This window comes from Bacillus sp. LJBS06, assembly GCF_016924995.1.
Taxonomy (GTDB): domain Bacteria; phylum Bacillota; class Bacilli; order Bacillales; family Bacillaceae; genus Bacillus; species Bacillus stercoris.
Genome location: NZ_CP070483.1, coordinates 2,315,407 through 2,338,959 on the forward strand (window position 1 = coordinate 2,315,407; position 23,553 = coordinate 2,338,959).

Consider the following 23,553-nt stretch of genomic DNA (forward strand, 5'->3'; position numbering starts at 1 on the left):
CTCACTCCCCAAACAAAGCATGGATTGCTTTTCGCTGAGAAGTTTGTCTCATCAATGATTCACCAATAAGTACAGCTCGCGCCCCATGTTCGTTGACAAATGTTAAATGTTCTAAAGAACCGATTCCGCTTTCACTGACAAGCAGAGATTCTTTCGGAACGAGAGATGCGATTTGTTCTGTCTGCTTTACAGATGTTTCAAACGTCTTTAGGTTTCGGTTATTTACACCGAGAATATCAGGTGTGAACACTTTCAATATTTGTTCTAGCGTTGATGCATCATGAACCTCCACTAACACGTCCATCCCCTTTTCGCCTGCTTCAAGATATAATTCATAGAGGTGTAAAGGGTCAAGCACCTCGCCGATTAACAATATGGCATCCGCACCGATTCTTCTTGATTCCTCCACTTGAAGAGAATCAATAATAAAATCTTTTCTGAGTACAGGAATCGAAACAGCGCGCTTTACATCTGATAAATAGCTGTTTTCCCCTTGAAAAAACGGGGTGTCTGTTAAAACGGAAAGTACATCTGCCTTCGCAGCTTCATAGTCTTTTGCAATCCGCACAGGGACAAAATCCTCTTTAATCAGCCCTTTTGACGGTGATGCTTTCTTCACTTCGGCAATCAGCCCGATAAACCGATTCGGGCTTGCCAACGCATCTTTAAATGAACGTTTTTCGAAAGGCTGCTCTACCGGCAGAACCAGCGTTTTCACTTCTTCTTTCTTTTGTTTGATGATATTTTCAAGCATAGATCTCTTCCTCTTTCTGTTTTAGTCGTTCAAGCTGCGCAGCTGCGCCTCCGCTTGTAATCGTCTCTAAGGCCAGCTCCGTTCCTTCCTTCAGTGAGTCGGTAATTCCCGCCGTGTAAATCGCAGCACCCGCATTAAAAGCCGTTATAGATAAAGCGGAACTGCTGCTTTTATTTTCAAAAATATTCTGAATGAGATAAGCGCTCTCTTTCGGTGACTGCACCTGTAAATCTTCAAGTCTGCCATTTACAAAACCAAAATCTTCGGGTGAAACCGTATATTCCCGGCGCTCTCCATCCTTTAATTCAATCACGTCGGTCGGCGCTGTAATTGAAAGCTCATCTAAACCGTCACGGCTTGATACGAACATGACATGCTTCGGCTGAAATGACTCTAGTGCGCTTGCCATCAGTCCAGCTTTTTCAACGCAATAGACCCCGATCACCTGACGCTGCGCCTGCAAAGGATTGCTTAGCGGTCCGAGTAGGTTAAATACCGTTCTGAAACCTAGCTCTTTTCTAGTACCTGCTACATGTTTCATAGACGAATGATAAAGCGGCGCAAATAGAAATCCCATATTATTTGTTTCAATGCTTGTTTTGACCTTCTCAGGAGTAGTTTGAATTGAAACCTCTAGCTCCTCTAAAACATCAGCGCTCCCGCTTTTAGAAGAGACAGAGCGATTGCCATGCTTAGCGATTTTCGCGCCAGCTGCCGAGGCAACAATTGCCGATGCCGTTGAGATATTAAAAGTGGAAATACCGTCTCCCCCGGTTCCGCATGTATCAACGACATCAGGAAGTCCATCGACTGTAAGAGCGTGTGCCCGCATTGCCTTCATAAAACCCGTAAGCTCTTCTGGTGTCTCTCCCCGATGGGCAAGAATAGACAATATACCGCCCATTTCAGAAGGAGTCATTTCCGCTGCCATCATCATATTCATCAGCGCTTCAGCCTCACCGGCTGTAAGGGTTTTTCCGTCAACGCACAATTGTAGAAATTTGTTCATCAGCTTTATCCTCCTTGCTATGAAACATGTCTTCTGCAATATGAATCGTTTTCAGCAGCGCACCGGCTTTATTACAGCTTTCTTCGTATTCGGTTTCCGGAACAGAATCAGCAACAATGCCGGCACCTGCCTGTATCGAGGCAACACCGTTCTTTACACTCATCGTGCGAATCGTAATACAAGAGTCGATATTCCCGTCAAACCCAATGTAGGCAATACACCCTCCGTATGTCTCTCTCGGTGTTGGTTCGAGCTCTTGCAAAAGCTGCATGGCACGGATTTTAGGTGCTCCTGTTAATGTCCCCGCCGGGAAAGCAGACATCAGTGCATCAACGGGATGGACCCCTTTTTTCAGTTGGCCTGTAACCACCGAGATAATGTGCATGACATGTGAAAAGGAGACAATTTTTGTGAACTCCGGCACAGAAACAGACCCATACTCTGCTACTCTGCCGATATCGTTTCGGGCAAGATCAACGAGCATGTAATGCTCCGCCTTTTCTTTTTCATCCTTCATCAGCTCAACTTTCAGCCTCTCATCTTCGGCTTTGTCTGCACCGCGTTTTCTCGTACCGGCAATCGGATGGATTTCCAAGTGCCCGTCCTGAACGTGAATTAACCGTTCCGGAGAACTGCCGACTATTTCTCTGTCTTGCAGTTTCATATAATACATATACGGAGAAGGATTGACGATCCTAAGCACTCGGTATAACTCAAAAGCATCTGCTTTTATCGGAACCTCAAATTTTTGTGACAAAACGCCCTGGAAGATATCGCCTGCTTTTATATAGCCTTTGATTTTTTCTACATCAGCCATAAAAGCCGATTTTTCATAATTAGAAGATACTGTCTCAAAGCTGGGTGTCTTGTATGAATCAACAGAGAGAAACAGCTCTTTTATGTTTTTTTGGTCCATCATTTTTTCGATGAGATGTTGGAGCTCTTGATGATTTTGATGGAACACATCAATTTTTTCGTTTTCTGTTTCCTGTCCATTGAGCCTTGCATACTGGATAAAGTGGACGTTTTTGGTTTCATGATCATACGCAATTAATGTCCGGCAAACAAACAGCATACACTTTTCCATTTCTGTTTCTTTTGTATGCGAAGGAACAGAAGGTTCAATCAGCGGGATCATATCATAACTTAAGTACCCGACAGCCCCGCCGACAAAAGGAATGCCAAGCTCAGGTGTTTTGATTTTGTATGTGGCATTCATCCAGTTCAGTACGTCTTTTAGTTCATTTCCCGTGTAAAGAGATTTGCTGTCCTGATCAGTGGCAGCAAAACGGCACTGCTCTTCTTTAATTGTGAGAAATGGATTCAGGCCGATAAACGAATATCTTGACCAAGCGGATGTATCGTCCTTGCTTTCAAGAAGATACGTAATCTCCCTGTCAAGCTTCTCTATCATTTGAATGGGTGTCAGTGTATCGACTGTGAAGGTCTCCACAATCGGTATCGTGTGGTGGGACAAGCTGTCCTCTAAAAATGCGGAAATGTTTGATTGGAAATTCAATGTTCTCACTCCTTATGGCAAGGAGAATGAGAAGATGGCATGAGAGGATAAAATATTATATAACAAATAAACCCAAAAGAAAGACTTCTTTTGGGTAGAATAAACATGCATGTCTCAGCTCAACTAAACTCATTCTCTGCTACCCTATTCTCTAACTCAACTCATTCTAAACGCTTTATACACACTCTTGTGTATTTCTAAGCTGTTCTTATCGTATTACAATTCAGTATTTTTTGTCAATGATAAATCGGGCCTCAATACGACGGCTTTTTCTAAATATACATGTCTGATCTGATCCTGAGGGACATCTGTCTGGACCGTCATCATGACTCTTATGCACTTTTTCAGACCGCCTGTTACGTCCATTTCCTGCATACATGTTACCGGTACATACTGCCATCCTGAAAGCTCGCGAACAGCTTTTGCCGGGAAAACAGAGTGCAAATCAGGTGTAGCCGAAAGAAGCATTTGAACAACATCTTCCGGTTTTGTTTGATTTTCTTCTATGATTTTCTCTAACAGCTGTTTTGTTTTTTGTAAAATTTCTTCTTCGGTATCCCGTTCAACTGTAGTTGCTCCGCGAATTCCGCGAATCATCATGATGTCTCCTCCAATCGCCATTTGTTCAGCCAGCTCTCAAGTTCATTTCTTGAAAATGTGTGATCAGCAACTTTCCCTAATTCGTTGAGCACAATAAACTGAATCTTCCCGCCTCGGGTTTTCTTATCATTCATCATACGGTCCAAGAGAACCGAAGTTTCCGTCTCTTTTCTGATTTGAGTTGGATAACCCAAACGTTTTAGCCAGCTGACCAAACGTTTTCTGTCCATTTCACAGCCTGCAGTCTTTTCGCTTATATATAAAGCAAACTGCGTTCCGAGGGCTACTGCATCACCGTGAGTGATTTGCCCGTAGCCATATTCCGCCTCAACGGCATGGCCGAGCGTATGCCCAAAGTTTAAGTAAGCTCTTATCCCCTCTTCTTTTTCATCCTGCTGAACGACAGACGCTTTAATTGAAATGCCTTTAAAAATCATGTCATTCAGCTGATCATTAGTGATATCACGAAGTGAGCGGACATTCAGCAGCTCTTCCAGAAACGCTCTGTCGTAGATAAATGCGTGTTTAATTACTTCTGCCATTCCGGACCGAAGTTCTTTTTCAGGCAGAGAACGCAGGAACTCTGTATCGTAGAGCACGGCTTTCGGCTGGTAAAACGCACCGATTAGATTTTTTCCAAGCGGATGGTTCACGGCTACTTTTCCTCCGACTGCGCTGTCATGCGCCAAGAGCGTCGTGGGCATTTGGATGAAATCAATGCCGCGCATAAAAGTGGCAGCCACAAAACCGGCAAGATCCCCTACAACACCGCCTCCGAATGCGATGATACAAGAGGAGCGATCCAGATGAAAACGAATCGCTTCACTCTGCAATTTCGTATACATGTCCATGGATTTCGCCTGCTCTCCACTCGGTACCGTCACTTTTTTCACAGGCCACTTTTCTTGCAGCAAATAAAGCATTTCATCGCCATACAGGCGGTCCACCTCTTCATCCGTAACAAGCATGATCCTTGTTAAAGGCCTGTTTAAGGAGGTTAATAGATCGCAAGCCTTTTTTCTGATGCCTTGTCCGATAAAAACAGGATACGACGAAGAAGCAGTTTGAACATGCAGTGTCTTCATTAAAATTCCCTCGACAGTTTTCTCATATTCTCCACATTTTCTCTAATGCGGTCGATTTGATCTAATCCGAATTGTTCAACGACTGCGTTCGCAATTTCCCAAGCGACAGCCGCTTCAGCTACTACACTTGCCGCAGGAACAGCACAGCTGTCAGAACGTTCAATGCTGGCGGAAAACGGTTCTTTCGTTTCAATATCGACACTTTTCAGCGGTTTATACAAAGTCGGAATCGGCTTCATGACTCCGCGGACAACAATCGGCATCCCTGTTGTCATGCCGCCTTCCAGTCCTCCAAGTCTGTTGGTGGCACGGGTGTAGCCTTTTTCCTCGTCCCAAATGATCTCGTCATGGACTTCACTGCCATTTCGGCCTGCCGCCTCAAATCCGATCCCGAATTCAACACCTTTAAATGCGTTAATTGACAGTACAGCTGCAGCAAGCTTGCTGTCCAGTTTGCGGTCATAATGGACATAGCTGCCCACACCTACTGGCATTCCCTCGACAATGACTTCCACAATTCCGCCGATCGAATCTCCGTTTGCCTTCGCTTCATCAATGGCATCCATCATTTTTTTTCCTGCCTCTTCATCGTAGCATCTGACAGGAGACTCCTCCGTTACACGCTGCAGGTCTTCAATTGACGTATATGCTGTTTTTTCAGCTTTAACTGCGCCAATTTGCAACACGTGGCCCGCCACCTTAATGCCGAGCTCAGAAAGAATCTTTTTAGCAACAGCCCCTGCCGCCACTCTGACAGTTGTTTCCCTTGCTGAAGAGCGCTCAAGCACATTTCTCATATCACGATGATTATATTTAATCGCGCCATTTAAGTCAGCGTGCCCAGGTCTCGGTCTGGAAATTTGGCGCTTCATTTCCTTCTCTTCATCTTCTGTAATCGGAGCGGCACCCATGATTTTTGTCCAATGCTTCCAATCGTTATTTTCAACAACGAGAGCAATTGGTGAGCCGAGTGTACGTGCATGGCGCACCCCACTCATAATTTTGGCTTGGTCTTTTTCGATCTGCATGCGACGGCCGCGGCCGTGGCCTTTTTGGCGTCTGGCAAGCTCAAAATTGATATCTTCCTCCGTTATGTAAAGCCCGGCAGGCACACCTTCAATAATGGTTGTCAGTTGGGGGCCGTGTGATTCTCCGGCTGTTAAATATCTCATGACTTCTTCTCCCTTCATCGCATTAACGCTTTTAAGTAAGACTACTATAACATATTTTTCAGCAAAAAGTCAGTCTATCTTTTTTGATAAAAGAATGTATCGGCTGGAGCCAGGCCGAATTTCTCAGGGTTGAAGATTTGCTCGGTGCTGCCGACAAAAAGAACTCCATTCTTTTTCAAGCTATTTGCCATTTTTAAATAAAGCTCTTCCTTCGCGCTTTCTGTAAAGTAAATAAATACATTGCGGCACACGATTAAGTCAAAGTCTTGTTCATAACGATCCGCCAGCAGATTGTGCTTTTTGAATGTAATATTCTTTTTGATTCCCGGTTTTACTTCATAACTTCCATTTGTGTTTTGAGTAAAATAACGATCCTTCACTGATAACGGCACTTCCTGTAAAGACCGCTCCTGATAAACGCCTTTTTTCGCTTTTTCCAATGCTTTTTCATCAATATCCGTTGCCAAAATCTGATAGCCCGGAAGACCTTTTTGCTGGTCCAAAAGCATGGCAAGCGTGTATGGCTCCTCACCTGTTGAACAGGCGGCACTCCAAATCTTTAAAGGTCTAGAGGTCTTGATTAACGGCAGAATTGCAGTCTCAAGAACTTCCCATCTTTTATAATTACGATAAAATTCTGAAACATTGATCGTCATTCTGTCCAATGTTTCATTTAAGAGAGCGGGATCTTTTTCCAATGCCGCCGCAAATTCCTTAAAGCTTTGGAACCCCTTTTTCTCATAAAGTGATGTTAGCCTTCTCTTCATTTGTGACTCTTTATATAGTGTCAAATCGACTCCGGTTAATTGTTTCCATTTCGTTGTAAAAACGCTGTATGTATCCATCTCTACTCTCCCAGTCTCGCTGTCTTTTTGTCCTAGTATAGCTTGTTTTATCAGGAAATTGTATTAATTCAATAAAAAAATCAGCTTTTCAGCTGATTTTAGATCGTTGGGAAAGGCAGAGGTCTGATGCGCACTGCCATTGAACCCTTTATTCACTTTAATGTAAACCTTTACAAAACAGTTCAAAAACCGGCGGCGTTCAATAATGCCGGCTCTGTTACATATTTTCACAATGATTAATAGATCCAGCCTGCCATAAGCTGCTGATATGACACTAATTCTTCATTCTTAAAGAAAATGTTAATCTCGCGTTCTGCACTTTCGAGAGAATCAGAGCCGTGGATGATGTTTTTCCCGACAAACATGCCATAATCTCCCCGAATCGTACCAGGTAAAGCTTCTTTAGGATTTGTCTTTCCGATCAGCTGTCTCGTCACTTCAATGACATTTTCGCCTTCCCACACCATTGCGAATACAGGTCCTGAAGTAATAAACTCAACGAGCTCTCCGAAGAAAGGCTTCCCTTGATGTTCGGCGTAGTGTTTCTCAGCCATTTGTTCAGTCACTCTCATTAACTTGGCACCAGCTAATTGTAAGCCCTTACGTTCGAATCTAGATAAAATGTCCCCAATGAGCTGACGTTGGACACCGTCTGGTTTCACCATGATAAAAGTCTTTTCCATCATATTCTCCACCCCATCATTATGTATGTATAGGCTTTCACACTGCACACCGAAATCGTAACATCTTTCTGATAATTAATCAATCCGGGGCGGAGAAATTTCTTAATATCTACAAAAATTAAAATTTTCTTTTACCGATATATTTTGCGATGGCTGCAAGAGACGAGCGCGCGCGGCCTCTGGGAAGCGTATTTAATTTCTGGAAAGCTTTCTGCAAATACATTTCGCTTACTGCCATAGATGCTTCAATGGCATCCGTTTTTTTGATTTCTTCAATGATTGGTTCAAGCTGTTCCTGCGTTGTCTCACTGTTAATCAATTTAAGCTGGTTCTTTAATGCTGGATTTTTCAGGGCATACAGCACTGGCAATGTGACGTTCCCTTGAAGTAAATCTCCTCCAACGGGTTTACCCAGCTCTTCTTCAGTTGAAGTGAAATCAAGAATATCATCAATAATTTGGTAAGACATACCGACGTAATATCCAAACCAGTACAGTGCCTTATGAATCTTCTCATCAGCGCCAGACGCAATGGCACCGAGCTGGCAGCTGACCGCGATCAAGAGAGCCGTTTTTCTTTTAATACGGCGGAGATATGTTCTGAGGTTTTGTTCCATGTTGTATTTGTCTTTGATCTGCTCGATTTCTCCTAGACAAACTTCAACGATCGTCTGCGACAAAATCCTATGGGCTTTCGGTTCGTTAATTCTCGTCATCATTTCAAGAGATCCCGCAAGCATATAATCGCCTGTGTACATCGCAATACGATTGTCCCACTTTGCTTTGATTGTCGGTTTCCCTCGGCGAAGCTCCGCATCATCAATGACATCATCATGAACCAGAGATGCCATGTGAATCATTTCCAGAGTGACAGCCACATATTTAATCTTATTAATATCGTAATCGCCAAACATGCCTGAAAGCAGTACGAAAACAGGCCGAATACGTTTCCCTCCGGCCTGCAGCAGGTGAAGCCCCGCCTCGCTTAAAAGCGGATAATCGGAACGTACGGTTTGTTCAAGTTCTCTTTCGATTACATCAATATCGTCATTTAAAAAAGAGTAGGCCATTTTAAATTTCATATCATTCACCCAAACATCTGTGTTTTCATTTCCATCCGATATGCGTGGCAGCGACTCCGCCAGTAAACGAATGATATTTAACATTTTTCAGGCCCGCCTCTTCAAACAGGCCTGCCAGTTCCTTCATTCCAGGGAAATCTCTGGCTGATTCTTGAAGCCAAGAATATTCTTTATAGCTCTTCGCAAACAGTTTTCCGAAAAACGGCATAATGTACTTAAAGTACATAAAGTAAGCCTGTCTGAATCCGAACATTTCCGGTTGAGACGTTTCCAGACATACAACCTGGCCGCCCGGCTTCACTACACGTCTCATCTCTTTCAATACAGTCAAGTAATCAGGGACGTTGCGGAGCCCGAAGCCAATGGTGACATAATCAAATGTATCATCATCAAAAGGAAGCTCCATCGCATTTCCATGCAGCAGTTCGATTTGGCTGAATCCGCCGTCTTTTACTTTCTGCTGGCCGACACTCAGCATATTTTCACTGAAATCCAAGCCCTTGATCTCGCCGCTTTTGCCGGCCGCTTTCGCAAGAGCGATCGTCCAGTCAGCCGTTCCGCAGCATACATCGAGTGCTTTGGCGCCTTCTTTTACATCCATGATGCGCATCGTTTTATCGCGCCATTTTTTATGCTGCTGAAAACTGATGACAGAGTTCATTTGGTCATAGTTTTTATATATTTTTTCAAATACTCCGTGTACGCGCTGTTCTTTTGAGTCCTGCATAATGGTTTACCCTTCTTCCACTTTCTGATGATAGGTTTGATCTTGGCTGATTGTCTTCAGACGGTTTAATAAAATGTTCTGAATAGGAGAATTTAGAGGCAAAAGTGACTCAACGCTGTTTTTCGCTTTTTTAAAACAATCTTCTAATATCTCTTCTTTTGTTTTTCCAAGCTGTATAAAACTGCCGATCACGTCCAGAAATGTATCATTCCCGTTCATAAGCCGCTTAAATACAAAAAAATCACTCGACAGCTTTTTCCAGCGCGGAAGGTTGAAGTGTTCTGCCACACGATGGAATAAAGCTGATTCAACGATGCCGACACTTTCGAAAAAATCGTTTTCGTCCTTGAAAGAACGGTCATATAGGCGAATTTTATGTTCATTGATTTCTTTGATAGCTGTAGCAAGCGTCCGAATCATGTAAATATCCTTCATTTCAGATAGTAAAGAGTAGTACAGCCCGCTGAAATAATCGCCCGCGAGAACAGTCAATTGGCGGTTTTTGTTTTCGTCTCGTTTTATGACTCTAGCTGTCGTCACTTCATCATGGGTATCAAGGGCGCTTTGTACAAGCATCGCTGTTACAATATAATTTTCTCTGTCGTTGTTTTTTATGTCTGCTTCTTCAAATAAAGCATGAAAAAGAAGAAGCTTATCCTCATCAATTTTCGGCGCAGAAATATGCTTCGCTAAATAAGGATGAGACAGCTTTTGTTTTAATTTTGTGTTCAAATTGGCTAAAGTTCCGTAGATGTCTTGCAAAAATATCACCCTTGTCCCCAAATTCACATTTATTTCTTAATCTATGTAAGAGTCTTATCTTTTCATTCGCTTACGCAGATATCATTATAGCATAAAAAAAAGAAATTGGCTGTATCCTCCCGCTGTTTGCGAGCATTTGCTTTTAACAGCGGGGACAGCCAGCTTATTTTTTTTCGCTTTTCATTTCTCCGTACGCGGTTTGAATCAGTGCCTCTCCTCTGACTTTGATGGCAGAAGTATGCTCTGTAAACTGAGCGATGATCACTTCTCCCTTGTCGAGTTTTTCGGAATGGTGAAACTTTGTGTCTGTTCCTCTTGTCAGGCCGATCACGTTTACTCCATCCTCAACCGCTTTAATGACGACAAAATCACTTGAATGCTTTTGATTCATTTATAGCACCCTCTATCTTTATTAGTCCTGACGTTTAATATGCTCCAGCACTTCTGCACGGGCAGCGGCATCATCTTTAAAAACGCCTCTGACTGCTGAAGTGACAGTTTTTGCACCCGGTTTTCTTACACCGCGCATCGTCATGCACATGTGTTCTGCTTCAACCACAACCATTACGCCATGCGGGTCAAGCGTTTCTACGATGCTTTCCGCGATTGTCGAAGTGATGCGTTCCTGAAGCTGCGGACGCTTTGCAACGGCTTCAACGGCACGTGCCAGCTTGCTGAGTCCTGTGACCTTTCCGCCTCGCGGTATATATGCAACATGTGCTTTTCCATAAAAGGGAACCAGGTGATGCTCACACATAGAATGAAACGCGATATCTTTTACAAGAACAAGCTCCTCATGGTTTTCACCGAAGATAGTCTGGAAATGTTCTTTTGGATCTTCATTCAAGCCGGAGAATACTTCGGCATACATCTTTGCGACTCTTTTCGGAGTATCAAGAAGCCCTTCTCTATTCGGGTCTTCTCCGATCGCTTCTAAAATTTGACGAACAGCTTGTTCGATTTGCTCTTTATTAACTTCTTTCATGTTCTATGTCCTCCACCAATGAATACATTTAATTTCGATTCTAGCACACATGCCCCGCTAAAAGCAAAGTGAATGCCCTGTCAGGAAGCCCATGCTCTTGAAATATGAAAAGCCCCTTAGAAAGGGGCTTTTCTGTGAAGAAATAAAGTGTATGTAAGCTAGATGCATACACGATCTATATTCACAATTATTTTCCGGCAACTGCGTCTTTAAGCGCTTTACCTGGTTTGAAAGCAGGTACTTTGCTTGCAGGAATTTCGATTTCTTCACCTGTTTGAGGGTTGCGTCCTTTACGTGCAGAACGTTCACGCACCTCGAAGTTACCAAAACCGATCAGTTGGATTTTATCACCGTTTTTAAGTGCATCTAAGATCGTATCAAAAACAGAGTCAACTGCTTTTGTAGCGTCTTTTTTAGACAATTCGCTTGCTTCTGCAACCGCATTGATAAGTTCTGTTTTGTTCATGCCTTTCACCTCCTCCCAAAAGGAATACATTCAGTTCGTTTATTATCATTTCTTCACAGTTCAGTCTGATTCTAAACCTGTCTCAGAAAAAAATGAGAGCAGGCAAGAGAAAGACAATTAAACGGCTTTTTAAGAAAAACTGCACTCTGAGGAATGTTTGTCCAACAAAGTGAAGAATTTCTGTATGTAGAGTAACACATATAAAAAGCCATATCAAGCATTTTAAAGCGTCAATCCCTTGCTCGTCAAGGATTTAACGTGATTTATCGAACAAATATTCCTTTTTTTACTTTTTTCATCCTATTCCTTGATCCTTTTCCATTATTAAGAGCAAAGAAAAAAGACCTCCCATTCTATAAAGAGGTCTACCGGTATTACAGGATAATGGCGATTAAGCCGCCAGAGCCTTCGTTTATGATTCTTTCTAACGTTTCTTTTAATTTATACCGTGCGTTTTCAGGCATGAGTGACAGCTTCGCCTGAATCCCTTCTCTCACAATTGAGCTCAGTGACCTTCCGAATATATCGGAATTCCAAATGGAGAGCGGATCATCCTCAAAGTCCTGCATTAAATAACGTACAAGCTCTTCACTTTGTTTTTCCGTTCCAATAATCGGGGCGAATTCGCTTTCGACGTCGACTTTGATCATATGGATCGACGGAGCGACAGCTTTTAGCCTCACACCGAATCGCGAGCCCTGTCTTATAATTTCCGGCTCATCAAGACTCATATCAGCTAAAGCAGGCGCTGCGATGCCGTATCCCGTCTGTTTGACCATTTTTAAGGCCTCAGACACTTGATCATATTCTGTTTTCGCATGGGCGAAGTCTTGCATGAGCTCAAGCAGATGGTCTCTTCCTCTGATTTCAACGCCCACAACTTCTTTCAGGATTTGATCATATAGATGATCAGGCGCGTACAAATCAATTTCTGCCACCCCTTGGCCCAGCTCAATTCCGGCTAAGCCGGCACTTTCAATGAACTCAAACTCGCTAAATTGGCCGACAACCCTGTCTACGTCCCGGAGCCGTTTAATATCCTTAACCGTTTCCTTCACGGACTCCTGATAGCTTTCACGCAGCCAATGGTTTTCTTTCAGCACCATTACCCAGCTTGGGAGATTGACATTCACTTCAAGCACCGGAAACTCGTAGAGGGCCTCTCTGAGCACACTCAGCACATCTGATTCCCGCATGCTCTCTACACTCATTGCCAATACCGGGATATCATATTTTTCGCTTAAATCCTGGCGCATAGCCTCAGTTTCCGGGTGATACGGCCTGACTGAGTTGATGACCATAATAAAGGGTTTGCCAACCTCTTTCAGCTCTTCAATGACTCTTTCTTCAGCCTCTATATAGTCACTTCTGGCGATATCTCCAATGGTGCCGTCTGTCGTAATGACAACTCCTATGGTCGAGTGTTCTTGAATGACTTTTCGTGTGCCGATTTCAGCAGCCTCATGAAATGGGATCGGTTCTTCGTACCAAGGCGTGTTGATCATCCGCGGCCCGTTTTCATCTTCATACCCTTTAGCGCCGGGCACTGTGTAACCTACACAATCTACTAATCTTATATTCACATCGAGTCCGTCTGACACATGAACAGACATCGCCTGATTCGGAACAAATTTAGGCTCTGTAGTCATAATTGTTTTGCCGGCTGCGCTTTGCGGCAGTTCATCCTGCGCTCGGGCCCGGTCTGCTTCGTTACTGATATTCGGGAGCACCACAAGCTCCATAAATTTTTTAATAAACGTGGATTTTCCTGTACGGACAGCACCTACGACTCCTAAGTATATATCGCCTCCTGTTCGTTCAGCGATATCCTTGAAAATATCGACCTTTTCCAAGTGATCCCCTCCCGGACTTCCTATCCTTATCAATTTTATTAAGCTCTTTCAATCAAACACAGGACACTATATGTGTATGACGTTGTCCTATTTGAATATGACATCTTTAGAAAATTTCTCATCCTCAATCTATTAAAGTATAAAAAAACCTTTCTCCCTATTTGTATGCAAGGGAGAAAGGTTCATTCCTTTTTCATATCATTTTCTAAAAAAACAGGTTCCTGCTTGTCATTTACCGTATATTTCACAGAAAACGCAGGGACAAAGGGGGTTTTTTGCCAAATTATATCCTGGATTTCAGTCCCGGGTTTAAACGTTTTTTTGCTTTTTTTGAGATAAGAAGCCAGCTCAGTCCGGTAATCGGCATATATTTCTCCGTCTCCATCAATCATAAGCGGCAAGGAATTCCCTGAGATTGGGCTTGTCACTGTAAGAGAGCTTCCATCCCCCAGCTTCTTCTCATCGAGTGTAAATAAATCATGTGATAGCACATCCTTGTAAGGCGGATATTGATGCTCCTGACGGTACATTTGGATACGCAATTTCACATCGCGAATTTTTTCAGCCATCTTCAGATCAATTAATTTAACAGTCGGATCGTTCTCTACGTCAACAAGCACGTATTGATAGTCTCCCCCGCTTTCATATGCCGTACTCGGAGGTTCAGCTATGTATCTTGGCGCTAACCGGTTAAAGTCTATCGGATATTTTTGATATAGCGGAGTCGACATATCTTTGGTTTGAATTGGAAGCAGCCCTCCATTTGCCTTTTGAAATTCATCAACAGCAGACTGAACCTGCTGTAGCTGGTCTTGATAAGGAATGGCATGCACACTGCTTTTCCGTTCATTCGGATACAAACAACCGGATAAAAACACGACTGCCGCAAAAATGATAGCGCACTTCAGTTTACCCATACAGCACTTCCTTTTACAGCTTTATTCATTGACAGGGCCGCTAAAAACCACGACAAACACAATAATTCCAGATATGAGCATACACATGTAAGCGAATGATGAAATCGTAATCTTCAAAAAACGGTTTTGGCACTTAAAGCGACTGAAATAGATGGAAGCGACAGCCAGAAACATCAAACCCATGGACCCTAGAGCAAACCACATTTTCATCAATGCCAGATTCAATGACGTGCGCCTCCCCGATATGTATGATGTAAGCGTTATATTTTATTTTAATATACAGCACCGGAAAAGATCAACCAGATTTTCCATCCTTTGATAGAACAAAAAAACTGAAGCAAAGAGGGGGACCTTCGCTTCAGTCAACTTGACTATATTCACCTGCACGTTTAAGAAACACTCTCTTGGACTTCGATGCTATAGTATGCGACTTGGCATACAGATGCATCCTCTATTGCCTAAATCGGCAAAATGTTTCAGGAGATCCCAAGACTTGGGTATTCTTCTGTTTTTCGGGCTTTCGTTCAATTAAGATATGCGATTCATTATACGATTGACACTTTTACTTCACTTGATTTTCAAACGTATTTACTAAATCCTCCATCTCGTGGGTTTTCCCTCTCGCCATTAAAGATTCAACAGCGGTTTCCACTTTTTGTCCGTTGAATAGAACCTGATGGAGCGCCTCTGTAATCGGCATTTTGACATCATATTTCTTCGAAAGCTGGTAAGCCGCTTTCGTCGTGCGGACGCCTTCGACTACCATTCCCATCTCTTCAAGAACGTCTTCAAGCCTGTACCCTTTTCCGAGCAAATTGCCTGCACGCCAGTTTCTGGAATGAACACTTGTGCATGTCACAATTAGATCGCCTACTCCTGTCAATCCAGAAAACGTCAAGGGATTCCCGCCCATTTTCGTTCCGAGTCTCGCGATTTCGGCAAGTCCGCGTGTAATCAAGGCAGCTTTGGCGTTGTCACCGTACCCTAAACCGTCTGTAATTCCTGCAGCAAGGGCGATAATATTTTTTAAAGCCCCTCCAATTTCAACTCCGATAACATCAGGATTTGTGTACACCCGAAAATTATGATTAATAAATAAATCCTGCACCTCTTCCGCTGCTTTCATGCTTTTTGAAGATGCAGTAACAGTTGTAGGGTGCCGCAGCCCTACTTCTTCCGCATGACTCGGACCGGAAAGGACAACGATATCTTTTCTGACATCACTCGGAAGCTCTACTTCCATAATTTCAGAAATGCGCAGGAGTGAATCCGGCTCTATCCCCTTGCTGACATGGACAAAGACTGCCTTTTTCGTTATCAAAGGGACAGCCTGCCCCAGCACTTCCCGAATCGCTTTTGTGGGAACCGCAACGATAATGACATCTGCGTCTGACACAGCCATCTTCATATCCGTAGTTGCCACTATTGATTCTGGAAGCTTGACGTTCGGCAAATAATCTTTGTTTTCATGCTGATCATTGATTTGATGGATCAGATCTGCACGGTGTCCCCACATGGTTACCTCGTGATGATTATCAGCCAACACTAAAGCCAGTGCTGTCCCCCAGCTTCCCGCTCCGAGCATTGTGACTTTTTTCATATTTGCTTCACACCTTTTTATTTTCTAGCTCTTGCAAATATTTTGATTGGTGTCCCCTCAAAACCGAACGCGTCTCTGATTCGGTTTTCTAAAAACCGTTCGTATGAAAAATGCATCAATTCCGGATCATTTACAAACACAACGAAGCTTGGCGGCTTCACCGACACTTGGGTCGCATAGTAAATTTTCAAACGCGAACCGTTATGAGTCGGTGTCGGATTCATTGCCACAGCATCCATGATGACATCATTTAAGACGTTCGTTTGAACTCGAAGTGAATGATTTTCACTTGCTTTGATAATCGCAGGCATCAGCGTATGGATCCGTTTTTTCGTTAAGGCAGACATAAATAGGATTGGCGCATAATCTAGAAATTGAAAATGATCGCGAATATTTTCTTCAAATTCCTTCATCGTGCTCTCATCTTTGTCAACAGCATCCCATTTGTTTACGACGATTACGACGGCCTTGCCCGCTTCGTGTGCATAACCGGCGATACGCTTGTCCTGTTCAATAATGCCTTCTTCGCCATCAAGCACAACCGCCACGACTTCTGAGCGGTCAATCGCTTTCAGCGCCCGCAGTACACTATACTTCTCAGTCGTTTCATAGACTTTCCCTTTTTTTCGCATACCTGCAGTATCGACAATGACAAACTCCTGCTGGTTGTAAGTAAATGACGTATCAACAGCATCTCTTGTCGTTCCAGCCACGTTGCTGACAATAACGCGTTCTTCGCCGAGCATGGCGTTCACAAGTGAGGACTTTCCGACATTCGGACGTCCGATCAAACAGAATTGAACAACTTCCTCATTGTATTTCGTTTCTGGAATGTTTTTAAAATGCTCTGCAACGGCATCCAGTAAATCACCCAGTCCGAGTCCGTGTGTTCCCGAAATTGGATATGGCTCGCCAAAGCCTAGCGAATAAAAATCATAAATATTCGCTCTCATTTCTGTGTTATCCAGTTTATTAACCGCTAAAACAACAGGCTTTTTTGTGCGGTACAAAATTTTCGCTACTTCTTCATCAGCAGCTGTCACGCCTTCACGGCCGTTCACCATAAAAACGATCACGTCCGCTTCATCCATGGCGATTTCAGCCTGCTGGCGAATTTGAGCTAAGAACGGCTCATCACCGATATCAATACCGCCCGTATCAATCAAATTAAAATCATAATTCAGCCATTCAGCCGAGCTGTATATCCGATCCCTTGTCACGCCAGGGGTATCTTCTACTATTGAAATTCTTTCTCCCGCAATCCGGTTAAAGATTGTGGATTTTCCTACATTTGGTCTCCCGACAATGGCTACGACAGGTTTACCCATAGTACCCTTCCTTTCGATCCAGCCGCTTTCATTTTTACATAAATTTTCAACCGGTTATTAAAATCATTTCATTCACTTTTATGAAAAGAAACCCTTCAGAGGAAGGGCTTAACTCATTTATTATATCAGTTTTTACCGGGATCACAACTATTCTTAAAAATGTTTCACGATCAAATACACGTCATCTCCGATTCTATGCGCTATTCCATCAAGGATCGCCTCAAGATTTTTAGCGAAAAGCTCCATCTCCTTTTGGTCATTGCAAAAAAAGACAGGCGCTCCCCCTGCAGCCCGGTTTCGATTTGTCGTAATCACAGACAAAATCACTTTCGTGAGAGATTCACTCATCCTATCACCTTATCCTGATTCTTGATAAATTCTGTCGGCATTCTAATCGCATTTTCCAGGGTTGGAACATTGCTAATAATCTGTACTGCCGTTTCGGGGTGGTGAATTTGCGGCAGAACAAAAACTGCCACTCTCCCGTCATTTAAATCCCGTTTTGCAATTGGGGTCAGAGACGGCTCTCCTGAATCTCGATAAACCCCGAGCACATTGGAAACATCAAATAAAATCGCCTGACGCTGCCCTAAATTGGCTATCGTCGCTGCTGAATTAAAGTTTTTTGGCGTCAAAATAAAGCCCATGCCATGCTTTAAAATCAGCTCCTGTTTCTCTGGAAGCCCGATATTCATCATATAAATATTATCAACAAACAAGCCCGGACCATCAAAGCGTGGCTTTATGTACTCGATGTCTACAATATCCTTTAACACACTGCCAGACATAAATTTCATGGCCAGTAAGAAACAAACGACAGCCGCTATGACTGCAGCCCAGATGGATAAAAACACATACGCGGAGGTTGTCAAAAGCGCTGTAAAGATCACAATATAATTTCTGCTTTCAAACGCAATGGCAATCCCCTCAATATATGTGCTTCCCCTCGAGACAAGTTCATACGAATCCATTTGCGTCAATGTGTTCCGCTCCATGTTTCGAACATCTCTAAATTGCGTCGCTGCTAACGTTAAAAATGTGATGGCCGTAAATTCCTGCTGCAAAAGCGCCGGCATAATAATTGCACCTAAACCAGCCGCTATCATCCCCAGTGCGATATGAATCACTTTCCCATGAATATAGGTCGGATACTGGCGATAATCCGTTTTCAGCATATAAAGCCTTGTTGCAATACCGGCGATGACCCCCGCAATAATCGGATAAATGTAATCACTCATGACATTTTGGTAGCTCCTTTGTTTGATCTTTTGCTTTTCTGACCAATCTGGCTTGCGAGCTGTTCGTATTTAGATATGCCAAATAGCAATATCATCCCCGCAGAACACGCATTCAGCCATTGAAAGCCGCCGACAGCCAAAGCCCCGGCCAACTTTTGAATCACAAATGAATACACAAGTTCGCCTTGGCACATTCCGAGGACAAATAAGGCAAGCTGCTTCTCAAAATTCCTTTCAACAGAAGCTGTCAAAAGCACTATTAATATAACGGCAGCCCACTCAGGTTTTATGATGAACCAAACCGGGTCATATAATGCAAAAAGATAAACAAACGCATACGCGGCAACAAGCGTCAGACAGACTAGAATGTAACGGAAACGATACATTCCCAAATACCCGGCATAGACACACCCACAAACGAAAAACATCATATATGCAGCGTTAAGGGAAAAATATAAAGCGATGTCATGTATGCTAAGAATAATATTAGTTAAAATAAAGACAGAGACGGCAAATCGTCTTTTTGTCTTTTGGATAATAAATGTTGTCAGAACCCACAGAAACCACATTGACCAATAGTAATAAAATTGTTCCATTTTACACTTCCTCCATATTTCCAGTATGGAGTCCAAGCGCATTTTTTAAACAATCTCTCTCACAATTAAGGAGTATGATCATGGGAAAAGACAGACAGGAAAAAAAACTCAAAGCTTCAGGAAGAGTCGAATCAGACCGCGACCAGTCCATTCACTATGACGGAGCGACAAGCCTTGAACAAAACGGAAGATTCAAAAAACGAAAATCATAATACGAAAAGCCCAAACCACATATGGTTTTGGGCTTTTATCATTTATCGCACACTATAGCTTGATGTATTGACCCCTCTTTCTGTGAGCCAATGATGGGTTTCACCTTTGATCACAAGAGGCGCCTTTTGTAAATCGGCAATCGTACTGGCGCCCAGCACGGTCATAATCATCTTTAATTCCTCAAGAATCAGCTGAATCTCCTCAAGCAGTCCTTCCTCACCACTGTCAGTCAGCGCTTTTAAAAAATGCCCTGCCATTCCGGTACAAGAGGCTCCCAGCGCAATTGCCTTTGCCACGTCAAGTGCATCCTGCAGGCCGCCAGAGGCGATCATGGTGCTTGCGGGAAACTCAGAGCGGATTTCCGCCAAACTTGCAGCTGTTGAAATGCCCCACGAATTAAAAAAGGTGATTTGCCGCTGCCTTCGGAGATTTTCAATTTTGGAGAAATTCGTCCCCCCATAACCGCCAATGTCAACAGCTGCAGCACCAGCTTCATACAGCTTCCCTGCTGATTCTTTGCTCATACCGAATCCGACTTCTTTCACAATGACTGGTACACTGACATGACTGCAAATTTGTTCAATACGTTCCAGTGCTCCGCTAAAGCTTCTGTCTCCTTCAGGCATCACAATTTCCTGAATCACGTTGAGGTGGATCTGCAGTGCGTTTGCTCCAATCATCTCAACTGCTTCCTTTGCCTGATCAGCCGTTGCCTCGCTTCCCAGGTTGGCAAAAATCAGCCCGTTTGGGTTTTCCTTTCGAACAATTTCATAGGAAAGACGCTCTGATGGATCTTTTAATGCTGACATTTGCGATCCCACAGCAAGAGGAATTCCAGCCTGAGAAGCCGCTCGCGCAAGCGATTTATTAATCTCATATGTAAGTTTTCCGCCGCCGCCAGTCATTGCATTGATAAAAATCGGCGAACTGCTTGAAAGTTCGCCGATTTTTGTGGAAATATCTACTTGTTCTAATGCAAGATCGGGCAGACTAACGTGAACAAACGTAATATCATCAAGACCTGTTTCCCGCTTTTGACCGGTGGACAAGGCATGATTGATGTGTTGTCTTTTTCGTTCTGCTCGAGTCACGTTTATCACCAATTATTTTAGTTTATTCAGCTTATCTCCGATCAGATCTCCAAGCTGGAAGCCAGTGCTTGTTTCTTCCTTCGCTTGATATTGACGGTAATCTTCCTGATCAGCTTTAGGCGTTTCTTCAAGTTCACGCATGCTTAATGAAATGCGCTCCTCATTTTCATTCACATCAAGAACCTTCACTTTTACAGTCTGTCCTTCTTCAAGGACTTCATGCGGCGTGCCGATGTGTTTATTGGAAATTTGAGAAATATGAACGAGACCTTCAACACCTGGAAGGATTTCAACAAAGGCACCGAAGCTTACAAGACGCTGTACAGTTCCTTCAAGCACATCGCCAGGCTTCACTTTTTCGCCGATTTGGCTCCAAGGTCCAGGCAGTGTATCTTTGATTGATAATGAAATACGTTCATTATCGCGGTCAACCGATAGCACTTTCACTTTTACTTCTTGTCCCTCTTCAACAACGTCAGACGGTTTCTCTACATGAGAGTGAGAAAGTTGTGAAATGTGCACAAGTCCGTCGATGCCGCCGATATCTACAAACGCGCCAAAGTCAGTCAGGCGCTGCACTTTGCCATCAAGTACACTTCCAACTTCAAGAGACTGAAGAAGTTCCTGTTTTTTATTCGCTTGTTCACTTTCCACAACGGCACGATGTGAAAGGATCACGCGGTTTTTATCACGGTCAAGCTCTACAACGAGCAGAGACAGTGTTTTTCCTTTATAGTCAGTGAAATCTTCAACGAAATGTGCTTCAACAAGCGATGCCGGAATAAAACCGCGAACGCCGATATCAACGACAAGGCCGCCTTTCACGACATCTTTCACTTCAGCTTCAAACACTTCTTTTGTTTCAAATTTTTTCTCAAGGTCTTCCCAAGCGCGGTCTGCATCAACAGCACGTTTAGATAAAATCAAAGCATCGTCTTCCACTTTTGTTACTTTCAGGTCAAGCTCGTCGTCTACTTTAACAACATCCGATGCTTTCTCTACATGAAGACTTGATAATTCACTGATTGGAATAATACCGGATTGTTTAACATTGATAATTTCTACATCTACATGCTTGTCCTCTACCTTTGTGACAATCCCTTTAACTACATCTCCAACCTCTGGCACTTGAACATCAATTTGATTCATTTCCTCTGTCATTTGAATAACCTCCTTGGTCCAAACCTACACAGCTTAATTAAAACGGTTTGAAAGCTGAACATATAACATGCCCGCTTTTAGCCGAATATGTATTAAAGAATCATCCAAAAAAGTTTTTTGAATGATCAATAAAAAGTTTTATTAGTATTAACTTCTAATAAAAGGACAGGTTTGTCAAGCAATAACATTCTATCTTCGTTGAAAAATTCAAAAAAAGTGGCATTTGCCATCCTCAGCGGGACTTTTGCTCCACCGCCTCAAGGATTTTATCAGCTACCTCTTGAATGGAAAGCGATGTTGTGTCGATTTCAAGAGCGTCTTCTGCTTTACGCAGCGGAGATACCTCACGCTCTGAATCAAGCTTGTCTCTTCTTGCAATTTCCTCAATTAAAGTTTCGTAGTTGACATCAAAGCCTTTTTTCACATTTTCTTCATAACGGCGTTTCGCTCTCTCTTCAACAGATGCCAAAAGAAAGATTTTCACCTCTGCATTTGGCAGCACGTGAGTTCCAATATCACGACCATCCATGACAACGCCGCCTTTTTCCCCAAGCTGCTGCTGGCGTTTCACCATTTCTTCTCTGACACTTCTATGCTTGGCCACAATTGAAACCTGGTTGCTGACTTCATCTGTTCTGATCGCCTCAGTTACATCAGTGCCGTTTACAAGTACTTTTTGTCCTTCTTTTGTCGTAATCAGTTCAATGTCAGTCCGCTTTAATAACTCAGCCAATTTTTCTTCATTTGTCAGCTCAACGTTTTCTTGTAAAGCCGCGTACGTTATCGCCCGGTACATTGCTCCTGTATCAATATATATGTACGATTTTTTCTCAGCCACAATTTTGGCGACAGTGCTTTTCCCTGCAGCTGCCGGGCCGTCGATTGCAATCGATAATTTCTTTTCCATAATTCCTCTCCTTGCTCTTTTCTCCTCTATGGATTGTATCATGAACTTTATGAAAAAGGGTGAAAAATTGATGAATAATTAATGTTTGAACGTTTCAATCCTATTGTTTTCCGCCATTTTATCCACCCCTTCATATTGAATCACTTTTGATACGTATGGTTCAATATGCTGATAGTGAAAAAGAAATTGGACACCAAGTAAAATGATGGCCTGAATGAACACTAATTTGATCAGCAGCCGTTCAAATGTTTTCATTGGAGCACCTCCATTACTAATAGTATGGAAGTGTTTGACGATGTTTATTCCATTCGGGCTTTTCTTCTCTTTTTTAACTGGCGCCGAATGCAGTATTGAAGCAGAGCCTGCTGGTCACTTGCTGCAATTTCTGAATACTCTAAAGTCATTTTGCGTTTTCCTGACTTTGGGTCATCAAAGAGACGTCTGACAACCGCTTCTGTTTCTATTTGACGTGTGTGCTCCTCTTCAGAAAGACAGATGATCAGGCGCAATGATTCCCCGGCTTGAAAAGAACGTCCATCAGCTAAAACCACGGCGATGCCGCCTGCACTAATGTTATAGGATAGTGTGCGGAATTCTTCTTCATTTGCCGGCTGAATTTGCACATCTAATACCGCATCAGTTCTTACATACTGGCGGCGCTGGATTCTTTTCATTTTTTCACGGGGAGGCACTTCAAGACAGATCATTTGAAGTTTGTCCTTCACTTTGCCTTTTATACGGCTTGTAAAGTGGTAAGGAACTTCGTCTTTCCCCACAAACTCTACCGTTACCTCTATATCATTATGTAAAATCACAGTTCGCCCTGTAACTACATCAACCGGATACGCGATCAAAAGCTCATTGTTTTCGATGCTTACCGCCTTAGTTTTTGCCTTTTTCAATTCATTTTCTTCTATATATTCTAAAAGTACATTTTCTCCAATCTCTATCATTGACTTCA

At 43.0% G+C, this 23,553-nt stretch carries 28 protein-coding genes; 1 reads left to right on the plus strand and 27 read right to left on the minus strand.

All coding sequences use genetic code 11. The features are described from left to right. Nucleotide 1 precedes the first annotated feature (1 nt). From trpC to JQX68_RS11710, 22 genes are all read right to left on the minus strand, one after another. A complete protein-coding gene (gene trpC, locus JQX68_RS11605) occupies nucleotides 2-754 on the minus strand; it encodes an indole-3-glycerol phosphate synthase TrpC (protein ID WP_147772179.1) in 753 nt (250 codons plus the stop codon). Further along, nucleotides 747-1,763, minus strand: coding sequence for an anthranilate phosphoribosyltransferase (gene trpD / locus JQX68_RS11610; protein WP_147772180.1), 1,017 nt, complete (start codon nucleotides 1,761-1,763; stop codon nucleotides 747-749). Before trpD ends, trpC begins: the two co-directional genes overlap by 8 nt. Next, nucleotides 1,735-3,282, minus strand: a complete 1,548-nt coding sequence (trpE, locus tag JQX68_RS11615; protein WP_014664408.1) for an anthranilate synthase component I — start codon at nucleotides 3,280-3,282, stop codon at nucleotides 1,735-1,737. The genes trpD and trpE overlap by 29 nt, the downstream gene beginning before the upstream one ends. Before the next feature lie 216 nt (nucleotides 3,283-3,498). Further along, nucleotides 3,499-3,882, minus strand: coding sequence for a chorismate mutase (aroH, locus tag JQX68_RS11620; RefSeq protein WP_014664409.1), 384 nt, complete (start codon nucleotides 3,880-3,882; stop codon nucleotides 3,499-3,501). Further along, the gene (gene aroB / locus JQX68_RS11625) at nucleotides 3,879-4,967 is read right to left on the minus strand and encodes a 3-dehydroquinate synthase (RefSeq protein ID WP_147772181.1); all 1,089 of its coding nucleotides are present in this window, start codon (nucleotides 4,965-4,967) and stop codon (nucleotides 3,879-3,881) included. Before aroB ends, aroH begins: the two co-directional genes overlap by 4 nt. Further along, nucleotides 4,967-6,139 carry a chorismate synthase gene (gene aroC, locus JQX68_RS11630; protein ID WP_041521366.1) on the minus strand — a complete coding sequence of 391 codons (1,173 nt, stop codon included), beginning with the start codon at nucleotides 6,137-6,139 and terminating at the stop codon, nucleotides 4,967-4,969. The genes aroB and aroC overlap by 1 nt, the downstream gene beginning before the upstream one ends. A gap of 74 nt (nucleotides 6,140-6,213) precedes the next feature. After that, complete coding sequence (gene cheR, locus JQX68_RS11635) at nucleotides 6,214-6,984, minus strand: protein-glutamate O-methyltransferase CheR (RefSeq protein ID WP_014664412.1); 771 nt, start codon at nucleotides 6,982-6,984, stop codon at nucleotides 6,214-6,216. Between the two features lie 236 nt (nucleotides 6,985-7,220). Then, nucleotides 7,221-7,670, minus strand: coding sequence for a nucleoside-diphosphate kinase (ndk, locus tag JQX68_RS11640; RefSeq protein WP_010886554.1), 450 nt, complete (start codon nucleotides 7,668-7,670; stop codon nucleotides 7,221-7,223). Nucleotides 7,671-7,785: 115 nt separating this feature from the next. Continuing rightward, complete coding sequence (gene hepT / locus JQX68_RS11645; RefSeq protein ID WP_003246013.1) at nucleotides 7,786-8,748, minus strand: heptaprenyl diphosphate synthase component II; 963 nt, start codon at nucleotides 8,746-8,748, stop codon at nucleotides 7,786-7,788. 25 nt (nucleotides 8,749-8,773) lie between these two features. After that, nucleotides 8,774-9,475 (minus strand): demethylmenaquinone methyltransferase, encoded by a 702-nt coding sequence (gene menG, locus JQX68_RS11650; RefSeq protein WP_014664415.1) that lies wholly within the window; start codon nucleotides 9,473-9,475, stop codon nucleotides 8,774-8,776. Between the two features lie 6 nt (nucleotides 9,476-9,481). After that, the gene (gene hepS, locus JQX68_RS11655; RefSeq protein ID WP_014664416.1) at nucleotides 9,482-10,237 is read right to left on the minus strand and encodes a heptaprenyl diphosphate synthase component 1; all 756 of its coding nucleotides are present in this window, start codon (nucleotides 10,235-10,237) and stop codon (nucleotides 9,482-9,484) included. Between the two features lie 163 nt (nucleotides 10,238-10,400). After that, complete coding sequence (gene mtrB / locus JQX68_RS11660; RefSeq protein ID WP_003230576.1) at nucleotides 10,401-10,628, minus strand: trp RNA-binding attenuation protein MtrB; 228 nt, start codon at nucleotides 10,626-10,628, stop codon at nucleotides 10,401-10,403. 21 nt (nucleotides 10,629-10,649) lie between these two features. Then, nucleotides 10,650-11,222 carry a GTP cyclohydrolase I FolE gene (folE, locus tag JQX68_RS11665; protein ID WP_003225516.1) on the minus strand — a complete coding sequence of 191 codons (573 nt, stop codon included), beginning with the start codon at nucleotides 11,220-11,222 and terminating at the stop codon, nucleotides 10,650-10,652. 187 nt (nucleotides 11,223-11,409) lie between these two features. Next, entirely contained in the window at nucleotides 11,410-11,688 is a 279-nt protein-coding gene (gene hbs / locus JQX68_RS11670; RefSeq protein ID WP_003153447.1) for a non-specific DNA-binding protein Hbs, read from the minus strand. 374 nt (nucleotides 11,689-12,062) lie between these two features. Beyond that, nucleotides 12,063-13,541, minus strand: a complete 1,479-nt coding sequence (spoIVA, locus tag JQX68_RS11675; RefSeq protein ID WP_014664418.1) for a stage IV sporulation protein A — start codon at nucleotides 13,539-13,541, stop codon at nucleotides 12,063-12,065. A gap of 182 nt (nucleotides 13,542-13,723) precedes the next feature. Then, complete coding sequence (locus JQX68_RS11680) at nucleotides 13,724-14,458, minus strand: YphF family lipoprotein (protein WP_147772182.1); 735 nt, start codon at nucleotides 14,456-14,458, stop codon at nucleotides 13,724-13,726. A gap of 21 nt (nucleotides 14,459-14,479) precedes the next feature. Further along, nucleotides 14,480-14,683 (minus strand): DUF2768 domain-containing protein, encoded by a 204-nt coding sequence (locus JQX68_RS11685; protein WP_014664420.1) that lies wholly within the window; start codon nucleotides 14,681-14,683, stop codon nucleotides 14,480-14,482. Between the two features lie 337 nt (nucleotides 14,684-15,020). After that, nucleotides 15,021-16,058: an NAD(P)H-dependent glycerol-3-phosphate dehydrogenase gene (locus tag JQX68_RS11690; protein ID WP_147772183.1), complete on the minus strand. Its 1,038-nt coding sequence runs from the start codon at nucleotides 16,056-16,058 to the stop codon at nucleotides 15,021-15,023. 17 nt (nucleotides 16,059-16,075) lie between these two features. Continuing rightward, complete coding sequence (gene der / locus JQX68_RS11695) at nucleotides 16,076-17,386, minus strand: ribosome biogenesis GTPase Der (protein WP_014664422.1); 1,311 nt, start codon at nucleotides 17,384-17,386, stop codon at nucleotides 16,076-16,078. Nucleotides 17,387-17,539: 153 nt separating this feature from the next. Next, on the minus strand, nucleotides 17,540-17,734 hold the full coding sequence (locus JQX68_RS11700; protein WP_004398137.1) for a capping complex subunit for YIEGIA: 195 nt from the start codon (nucleotides 17,732-17,734) through the stop codon (nucleotides 17,540-17,542). Continuing rightward, nucleotides 17,731-18,624: a YIEGIA family protein gene (locus tag JQX68_RS11705; protein WP_014664423.1), complete on the minus strand. Its 894-nt coding sequence runs from the start codon at nucleotides 18,622-18,624 to the stop codon at nucleotides 17,731-17,733. The genes JQX68_RS11700 and JQX68_RS11705 overlap by 4 nt, the downstream gene beginning before the upstream one ends. After that, nucleotides 18,621-19,220, minus strand: coding sequence for a YphA family membrane protein (locus tag JQX68_RS11710; RefSeq protein WP_147772184.1), 600 nt, complete (start codon nucleotides 19,218-19,220; stop codon nucleotides 18,621-18,623). Before JQX68_RS11710 ends, JQX68_RS11705 begins: the two co-directional genes overlap by 4 nt. 80 nt (nucleotides 19,221-19,300) lie before the next feature. Between JQX68_RS11710 and JQX68_RS11715 the strand changes: the two genes are divergently transcribed. Next, nucleotides 19,301-19,432, plus strand: coding sequence for a YpzI family protein (locus JQX68_RS11715; RefSeq protein WP_003225499.1), 132 nt, complete (start codon nucleotides 19,301-19,303; stop codon nucleotides 19,430-19,432). Nucleotides 19,433-19,474: 42 nt separating this feature from the next. On the opposite strand, the gene fni is transcribed toward JQX68_RS11715, so the two are convergent. The 5 genes from fni to JQX68_RS11740 all read right to left on the minus strand — a co-directional run bounded on the left by fni (nucleotide 19,475) and on the right by JQX68_RS11740 (nucleotide 23,545). Then, nucleotides 19,475-20,524, minus strand: a complete 1,050-nt coding sequence (gene fni, locus JQX68_RS11720) for a type 2 isopentenyl-diphosphate Delta-isomerase (RefSeq protein ID WP_069149794.1) — start codon at nucleotides 20,522-20,524, stop codon at nucleotides 19,475-19,477. Nucleotides 20,525-20,536: 12 nt separating this feature from the next. Continuing rightward, nucleotides 20,537-21,685, minus strand: a complete 1,149-nt coding sequence (gene rpsA, locus JQX68_RS11725; RefSeq protein WP_014477197.1) for a 30S ribosomal protein S1 — start codon at nucleotides 21,683-21,685, stop codon at nucleotides 20,537-20,539. 232 nt (nucleotides 21,686-21,917) lie between these two features. Next, the gene (gene cmk, locus JQX68_RS11730) at nucleotides 21,918-22,592 is read right to left on the minus strand and encodes a (d)CMP kinase (RefSeq protein ID WP_147772185.1); all 675 of its coding nucleotides are present in this window, start codon (nucleotides 22,590-22,592) and stop codon (nucleotides 21,918-21,920) included. Nucleotides 22,593-22,670: 78 nt separating this feature from the next. Next, complete coding sequence (locus JQX68_RS11735; RefSeq protein ID WP_052438154.1) at nucleotides 22,671-22,847, minus strand: YpfB family protein; 177 nt, start codon at nucleotides 22,845-22,847, stop codon at nucleotides 22,671-22,673. A gap of 44 nt (nucleotides 22,848-22,891) precedes the next feature. Further along, nucleotides 22,892-23,545, minus strand: a complete 654-nt coding sequence (locus JQX68_RS11740) for a cyclic di-GMP receptor DgrA (protein WP_147772186.1) — start codon at nucleotides 23,543-23,545, stop codon at nucleotides 22,892-22,894. Between the last annotated feature and the right edge of the window lie 8 nt (nucleotides 23,546-23,553).